Annotated in this window: 8 protein-coding genes; 5 read left to right on the forward strand and 3 right to left on the reverse strand. The window is 61.0% G+C overall.

What is annotated here, in order from left to right; translation table 11 throughout:
- Positions 1-167: 167 nt before the first annotated feature.
- The gene (cysZ, locus tag K9857_RS16445; RefSeq protein WP_224537480.1) at positions 168-920 is read left to right on the forward strand and encodes a sulfate transporter CysZ; all 753 of its coding nucleotides are present in this window, start codon (positions 168-170) and stop codon (positions 918-920) included.
- Positions 921-960: 40 nt separating this feature from the next.
- Entirely contained in the window at positions 961-2,160 is a 1,200-nt protein-coding gene (locus K9857_RS16450; RefSeq protein WP_224537482.1) for a glycosyltransferase family 4 protein, read from the forward strand.
- A gap of 114 nt (positions 2,161-2,274) precedes the next feature.
- Here K9857_RS16450 and K9857_RS16455 read toward each other — a convergent pair whose 3' ends face one another.
- The 3 genes from K9857_RS16455 to K9857_RS16465 form a co-directional block, all read right to left on the reverse strand.
- On the reverse strand, positions 2,275-3,378 hold the full coding sequence (locus tag K9857_RS16455; RefSeq protein WP_224537484.1) for an NADH:flavin oxidoreductase: 1,104 nt from the start codon (positions 3,376-3,378) through the stop codon (positions 2,275-2,277).
- A gap of 303 nt (positions 3,379-3,681) precedes the next feature.
- Entirely contained in the window at positions 3,682-4,164 is a 483-nt protein-coding gene (locus K9857_RS16460) for a glutathione peroxidase (RefSeq protein ID WP_224537485.1), read from the reverse strand.
- Positions 4,165-4,287: 123 nt separating this feature from the next.
- A complete protein-coding gene (locus tag K9857_RS16465; RefSeq protein WP_224537487.1) occupies positions 4,288-4,773 on the reverse strand; it encodes a peptidylprolyl isomerase in 486 nt (161 codons plus the stop codon).
- On the opposite strand from K9857_RS16465, the gene K9857_RS16470 reads away from it, so the two are divergent.
- The 3 genes from K9857_RS16470 to K9857_RS16480 are packed head-to-tail and all read left to right on the forward strand — an operon-like array spanning position 4,742 to position 8,131.
- A complete protein-coding gene (locus K9857_RS16470; RefSeq protein WP_224537489.1) occupies positions 4,742-5,068 on the forward strand; it encodes a DUF3565 domain-containing protein in 327 nt (108 codons plus the stop codon). The genes K9857_RS16465 and K9857_RS16470 overlap by 32 nt on opposite strands.
- A gap of 60 nt (positions 5,069-5,128) precedes the next feature.
- Positions 5,129-7,228, forward strand: a complete 2,100-nt coding sequence (gene pta, locus K9857_RS16475) for a phosphate acetyltransferase (protein ID WP_224537490.1) — start codon at positions 5,129-5,131, stop codon at positions 7,226-7,228.
- Entirely contained in the window at positions 7,229-8,131 is a 903-nt protein-coding gene (locus K9857_RS16480; protein ID WP_224537492.1) for an acyltransferase, read from the forward strand.
- The last annotated feature ends 3 nt before the right edge of the window (positions 8,132-8,134 follow it).

An 8,134-nucleotide genomic window follows, 5' to 3' on the forward strand; every position in this document is an offset into this window, starting at 1 on the left:
AAGATTAAGGAAATACGGTTTAACAATCCAGCTCATAGGTGGTCTCTATCCCGACACAGTGTGTATTCGGACACCTTTGTTACAGTTAATGTCGATAACGCCACCGCGCTTTCGCGCCTGTCGCAAAGCCGGTAAGGTCGGCGCGATTTCCTTGCTCGGAGCACGTTATGCCCGCCCCTGTACTGTCAGGCCCGCAATACCTGCGCGAAGGCCTCAATCTGGTATTGAGCCCCAGCCTGCGTTTATTCGTGTTGTTGCCGCTGGCCATCAACCTGGTGCTGTTCGTCGGATTGATTTATCTGGCCGGCCACCAATTCAGCCTGTGGGTCGATACGTTGATGCCGTCGCTGCCCGACTGGCTGAGTTTCCTCAGTTACATCCTGTGGCCCTTGTTCGTGGTGCTGGTGCTGCTGATGGTGTTTTTCACCTTCACCATGCTCGCCAACGTCATTGCCGCGCCGTTCAACGGCTTTCTCGCGGAAAAGGTCGAAGTGGTGGTGCGCGGCACCGATGACTTCCCGGCCTTCAGCTGGGGCGAACTGATCGCCATGATCCCGCGCACCTTCGCCCGTGAGATGCGCAAGCTCGGTTACTTCCTGCCCCGGGCGATCGGCCTGTTCATCCTCTCGTTCATTCCCGTGGTCAACATCATCGCCGCGCCGCTCTGGTTGCTGTTCGGGGTGTGGATGATGGCCATCCAATACATCGACTACCCGGCGGACAACCACAAGCTGGGCTGGAACGAAATGCTCGCCTGGCTGCGTCAGAAACGCTGGCAAAGCATGAGCTTCGGCGGCATCGTCTATCTGGTGCTGCTGATCCCGGTGGTCAACATCCTGATGATGCCGGCGGCGGTGGCCGGTGCGACCCTGTTCTGGGTCCGTGAACGCGGTGCCGAGAACCTGGTGAGCCAACGCTGATCCAGTCATAAATCCATCATCTGAACGTCACAACGTCGACATGGCCTCAGCCGACACTGATGCCATGACGACAGCTCTGCATATCACCCTGATCACCGAAACCTTCCCTCCCGAAATCAACGGTGTGGCCAATACCCTTGGCCGCTTGTGCGAAGGTTTGCGCGCGCGCGGACATCAGGTGGAACTGGTGCGACCGCGCCAGGGTTGCGATCAGTCGGCGGGCAGCGACGATGAATTGCTGCTGTGCCGGGGCTGGCCGCTGCCGGGTTATCCGGGCCTGCAATGGGGTCAGTCGTCGATGCACAAACTGTTGCGACGCTGGAAGCGCCATCGCCCGGATGTGCTGTACATCGCCACGGAAGGCCCGCTCGGCTTGTCGGCCCTGCGCGCGGCGCGACGCCTGGGAATTTCAGTTGTCAGCGGTTTTCACACCAATTTCCAGCAGTACTCCAGCCAGTACGGCCTCGGTTTGCTGACGCGCTTGCTGACCCACTATCTGCGCTGGTTCCACAACCGCTCCAACCTGACCCTGGTGCCCAGCGTCAGCCAGCGCATGGAGCTGGAGCGCCGTCAGTTCGAACGCCTGGCGCTGTTGTCCCGTGGCGTCGACAGCCAGCTGTTTCACCCGGCCAAACGCCTGGACGCGTTGCGTGCGCAGTGGGGCCTGGGCGAGAAGGACATCGCCGTCATGCATGTCGGGCGCCTGGCACCGGAGAAGAACCTCGGCCTGCTCAAGCGCTGCTTCGAAGCTCTCAAGGCGAGTTATCCACAGCGCACCCTGAAGCTGATCGTGGTGGGCGATGGCCCGCAACGTCTGCAGATGGAAAGCGAAATGCCCGAGGCGATTTTCTGCGGCGCACAACGGGGCGAAGCTCTGGCCAGCCACTATGCGTCGGGGGATGTGTTCGTGTTTCCGAGCCTGACCGAGACGTTCGGCAATGTCGTGCTCGAGGCGCTGGCTTCCGGGCTGGGTGTGGTGGCTTACGATCAGGCTGCGGCGGCGCAACACATTCGTCATGGCTACAACGGCGTGCTGGCGATGCCTGGGGACGAAGAGGCGTTCTGCGATGCGGCGGTGTGGATGCTGGAGCAGGACGAGACCTTGCGCTGCATGCGCTTGAATGCGCGGCAGCATGCGAGTCGCCAGGGTTGGGCGGCGATTGTCGAGCAGTTCGAGGGGCAGTTGCGGGGGGCTTGTTTGGGGGAATTGGTGGTGCCGAATGCGCCGACCTTGCCTTGATTCTTTTTGACCTTCAGTCCGTCATCGCGGGCAAGCCCGCTCCCACAGGGTCCGTGGTGTACACAGAACTTGTGGGAGCGGGCTTGCCCGCGATGAGGCCCTGACGGACGCCGCTTAAACCAAGGTCATCAACGCATCACGGCTGAACGGCAGAATGTCCTGCTCACGCCCTTCACGCACCTTCTGCGCCCAGTCCGGGTCCACCAGCAGCGCGCGGCCGACGGCCACGAGGTCGAACTCATCGTTGTTCAGACGCTCCAGCAGCTTTTTCAGGCTCGCCGGTTGGGCGACCTTGTCGGTGTTGACCATGAACTGCAGGAACTCGCCGTCCAGGCCGACGCTGCCCACGGTGATGGTCGGCTTACCGGTGAGCTTGCGGGTCCAGCCGGCCAGGTTCAGCTCGGAACCGTCGAACTCCGGTTCCCAGAAGCGGCGGGTCGAGCAGTGGAAGATGTCCACGCCGGCATCGGCCAATGGCTTGAGGAACGCCTCCAGCGCTTCCGGTGTTTGAACCAGGCGTGCGGTGTAGTCCTGCTGTTTCCACTGGGAGAAACGGAAGATGATCGGGAAGCCTTCGCCGACCGCGGCACGCACGGCCTGGATCAGTTCGATGGCAAAACGCGAACGGTTTGCCAGGTCGCCGCCGTATTCGTCGGTACGCTGGTTGCTGCCTTCCCAGAAGAACTGGTCGATCAGATAGCCGTGGGCGCCGTGGATTTCCACGCCGTCCATGCCGATGCTTTTGGCATCCTTGGCCGCCTGGGCGAACGCGGCGATCACGTCCTGAATGTCCTGCTTGCTCATGCCGTGAACCACGACCTGATCGTTCTTGATCTTTTCCGACGGACCGTAACCCGGCACGCTGGCATCCGGCTCGGTGCCGATACGGCGCACGCTGCCGACGTGCCACAGTTGCGGAACGATCTTGCCACCTTCGGCGTGGACCGCGTCGACCACTTTCTTCCAGCCTGCCAGCGCAGCTTCACCATAGAAATGCGGCACGTTCGGGTAGCCGTTGGAGGCCTTGTGGCCGACGGTGGTGCCTTCGGTGATGATCAGGCCAACACCGGCCGCGGCGCGACGACGGTAGTACTCGATCACTTTGGAATTGGGGACGCCGCCTGGGGAAAAGGAGCGGGTCATCGGCGCCATGACGACGCGGGTCGGCAGTTCGAGGGTGCCGAGGTGGAACGGTTTGAACAGGGCTTGAACGGGCATTGGAACGCTCCACGGAGATAATCTTTATGACGACGATAATATGGAGAGCGTGCCGGGATGAACAGCACTATTGATTTGAATGATTAAAGATCAGAAGGGAGAAACACAGACAACTGTAGGAGCGAGCTTGCTCGCGATGGATTCAAAAAACCCGCGCCAGCGTTATCGTTGACGACCAACACTGTAGGAGCCGAGCTTGCTCGCGATGGATTCGAATGCGCCGCGGGGTGTCAGGTACCCAGCGTTATCGTTTGCGACCATCGCGAGCAAGCTCGGCTCCTACAGAGACAGGGTACGGAGGTATCAGCTCAGGGCTTTTTCAATCGCCTGGATAACCGTCGGATCATCCGGCGCAGTGCGAGGCGAGAAACGCGCCAGCACGCGTCCATCCTTGCCCAACAGGAATTTCTCGAAGTTCCAGGTGATGTCACCGGGAAACTCAGCACCCTCGCCCGCCAGCAGTTTGTACAACTGATGCCGGTCATGGCCATTGACTTCCAGCTTGCTGGACAACGGAAAAGTCACGCCGTAGTTGAGGCTGCAGAAATCCTGGATCTCCTGTTCGGAGCCCGGTTCCTGGCCGGCAAACTGGTTGCACGGAAGGCCCAGCACACTGAAGCCCTTGCCCTTGTATTGCTGATGGAGGTTTTCCAGCGCCGCGTACTGTGGCGTCAGGCCGCACTTGGAGGCCACGTTGACCACCAGCACGACGTGCCCCTTGAACGGAGCCAAAGGAAGCGCCTTACCATCCAGGCCTGTCAAATTAAGGTCGTGAAAAGCACTCATGACGTACTCCAGATTCCCGTGTTTTTCTCGAAACAACGACTTGGCGGTGTCGCCTGGGACGGCCGCAGACTAAAAAGGCGCCCTCGGGGCGCCTCTCCAGTTATCGAAAGCTTAGCGCAGAAATCAGTGGTGATGGCCACCTTCGCCATGGACGTGACCATGAGCGATTTCTTCCTGGCTGGCATCACGGATGCTGACGATCTTGACCTTGAAGTTCAGGCGCTGACCGGCCAACGGGTGGTTGCCGTCGACGGTGACATCGTCGCCGTCCAGATCACGGATGGTCACGATCTGCATCTGGCCGTCCGGCGCGGAAGCGTGGAACTGCATGCCCACTTCCAGTTCGTCGACGCCTTCGAACATGCTGCGGCTCAGGGTGCTGACCAGTTCGGCAGCGTATTCGCCGTAAGCGTCTTCAGGCTCTACGGATACGTTCAGTTCGTCGCCGACTGCCTTGCCTTCCAGAGCCTTTTCCAGACCCGGGATGATGTTGCCTGCGCCTTGCAGGTAAACCAGCGGCGCGCCGCCGGCGGAGCTGTCGATGACCTCACCAGCGTCGTTGGTCAGGGTATAGTCGATGGAGACAGCCTTATTGGCGGCGATCAGCATGGGGCGAGACCTTTTGCAAAAGAATAATGAAAGACCGAGTTTAGCGAAGCAATCGCCCGAAAGCGAACACAACCCGGACAGACGGGGTGCGACCATCACGGGCTTTCATCAGGACGAGGACGGACACTGGGTGGCCGAACTTTCCTGCGGCCACACCCAGCACCTGCGCCATCAGCCGCCGTGGCAATCGCGCGCCTGGGTCATGGACCCTGCGCAGCGGCATGAAAAAATAGGCCAACCCTTTGATTGCGGTTGGTGCGCACAGGGTTCGGTTAGCGATAACCTTGGCGACTGAATTTCGGTAGACGGCCAACAAAAGGCCTTCACCCTTGCCATGCTCCTTCAGAGAATCCGCATGCAAACTTTTTTCATCGCACCCACCGATTTCGGCGTGGGTCTGACGTCCATCAGCCTCGGGCTGGTACGCACTCTGGAACGCGCCGGCCTCAAGGTCGGCTTTTTCAAACCGATTGCTCAACCACATCCGGGTGACACCGGCCCTGAACGCTCCACCGAACTGGTGGCGCGCACCCACGGCCTGAAGCCGCCACAGCCTTTGGGTCTGGCCCATGTCGAGCGCATGCTTGGCGACGGTCAGCTCGATGAGTTGCTCGAAGAAATCATCACCCTTTATCAACAGGCCGCCATCGGCAAGGACGTGCTGATCGTCGAAGGCATGGTGCCGACCCGCAGCGCCAGTTACGCCGCACGGGTCAACCTGCACCTGGCCAAGAGCCTGGATGCCGAAGTGATTCTGGTCTCGGCGCCGGAAAACGAAGTGCTGACCGAACTGTCCGGTCGCGTGGAGTTGCAGGCGCAATTGTTCGGCGGCCCGAAAGACCCGAAGGTCCTGGGCGTGATCCTCAACAAGGTCAAGACCGACGAGAGCATGGACGCCTTCGCCGCGCGCCTGAAGGAACATTCGCCGCTGCTGCGCAGTGGCGATTTCCGCCTGCTGGGCTGCATCCCCTACCAGCCGGAACTGAACGCCCCGCGTACCCGCGACGTGGCCGACCTGATGGGCGCCCAGGTGCTCAATGCCGGCGACTACGAAACCCGGCGCATGACCAAGACCATCATTTGCGCGCGCACCATGCGCAACACCGTGGACCTGCTCAAGCCCGGCGTGCTGGTGGTGACCCCCGGTGATCGCGACGACATCATCCTCGCGGTGAGCCTGGCGGCCATCAACGGCGTGCCTCTGGCCGGCCTGCTGCTGACCAGCGACACCTTGCCCGATCCGCGCATCATGGAGCTTTGCCGTGGCGCCCTGCAGGCCGGCCTGCCGGTGCTGTCGGTTAGCACCGGTTCCTACGACACCGCCAACCTGTTGAACGGACTGAACAAGGAAATCCCGATCGACGACCGCGAGCGTGCGGAAATCATCACCGATTTCGTCGCCGGTTATCTGGACGCCAACTGGCTGCATCAGCGCTGCGGCACGCCACGGGAAATGCGCCTGTCACCGGCGGTGTTCCGCTATCAACTGATCCAGCGCGCCCAGAGCGCCAACAAGCGCATCGTCCTGCCCGAAGGCAGCGAGCCGCTGACCGTGCAGGCCGCGGCGATCTGTCAGGCCCGTGGCATCGCCCGCTGCGTGTTGCTGGCCAAGCCGGCGGACGTCGAAGCGGTCGCTCGCGCCCAGGGCATCGAACTGCCGGCGGGGCTGGAAATCCTCGATCCGGATTTGATTCGCGAGCGTTATGTCGAGCCGATGGTTGCGCTGCGCAAGACCAAGAGCCTCAACGCACCGATGGCCGAGCAGCAACTGGAAGACCCGGTGGTGATCGGCACCATGATGCTGGCGCTGGACGAAGTCGATGGCCTGGTGTCCGGGGTCATTCATTCCACCGCCAATACCATCCGCCCTGCCCTGCAACTGATCAAGACCGCGCCGGGCTGCACCCTGGTGTCGTCGGTGTTCTTCATGCTGTTCCCCGAAGAGGTGCTGGTGTACGGCGACTGCGTGATGAACCCGCACCCGAGCGCCAGCGAACTGGCAGAGATCGCCCTGCAAAGCGCGGACTCGGCAGCGGCCTTCGGCATCACGCCACGGGTGGCGATGATCAGTTACTCCAGCGGTGAGTCGGCAACTGGCGAGGAAGTTGAGAAGGTCCGTGAAGCGACACTGCTCGCCCATGAACAGCAACGTTCGCTACTGATCGACGGCCCATTGCAATACGATGCCGCCGCCAACGAAACCGTGGCCCGGCAACTGGCGCCGAACAGTCAGGTGGCCGGTCGCGCCACGGTGTTCGTGTTCCCCGACCTCAACACCGGCAACACCACGCACAAGGCCGTGCAGCGCAGCGCCGATTGCGTCAGCCTCGGGCCGATGCTGCAGGGCCTGCGCAAACCGGTGAACGACTTGCCCCGCGGCGCGCAGGTCGATGACATCGTCTACACCATCGCCTTGACCGCGATCCAGGCAGCCAACCGACCTATGGACGTTTAAATGCTGGACTTTCTACCTGCACCCGCGCGTGGTGTGATCGCCTCGTTGCTGTTGGCCCTGAACACGATTCTGTTGTGCTCGTTTCTGTTCTGCGTGGCGCTGATCAAGGCCTTGCCCTTCGCCTTCACCCAACGCATCGCCGGCGTGCTGATGAGCCACACCCACGAAGCCTGGATCAGCCTCAACAAAGGCTGGATGAACCTGGTGCGTCGCACCCGCTGGCACATCAGCGGCCTGCAAGGCCTCGACTATCAGCACTCCTACCTGATCACCAGCAACCATCAGAGTTGGGTCGACATTCTGGTGCTGCAATACGTGCTCAACCGGCGCATCCAGCCGTTGAAGTTCTTCCTTAAACAGGAGCTGATCTGGGTTCCGGTGATCGGGCTGGCGTGGTGGGCGCTGGGCTTTCCGTTCATGAAGCGCTACTCCAAGGCGTATCTGGAGAAGCACCCGGAGAAGAAAGGCAAGGACCTGGAAACCACGCGCAAGACCTGTGCGAAGTTCCGCAACAATCCGGTGGGCATTTTCAATTTCGTCGAAGGCACGCGTTTTACTGACGGCAAACATGCCCAGCAGAAATCACCGTTCAAATACCTGCTCAAGCCCAAGGCAGGCGGCATTGCCTTTGTGCTGGATGCGATGGGCGAACAGCTGGAATCGATCGTCAACGTGACCATCCACTACCCGGCCGGACGCCCGGGCTTCTGGGACCTGCTGTGCGGGAATGTGAAGGATGTGGTTGTGCACTTCGAAGAGCTGAAGATTCCGCCACAGTTCGTGGGCAAGAACTATGACCAGGACGGTGAGTACCGGTTGCAGTTCCAGGGGTGGATCAATCAGTTGTGGCAGGACAAGGATGCGTTGCTGGAGCAGATGCATCGGGAGTATCCCGCCAGATAATTT

The organism is Pseudomonas sp. REP124, assembly GCF_020164475.1.
Taxonomy (GTDB): domain Bacteria; phylum Pseudomonadota; class Gammaproteobacteria; order Pseudomonadales; family Pseudomonadaceae; genus Aquipseudomonas.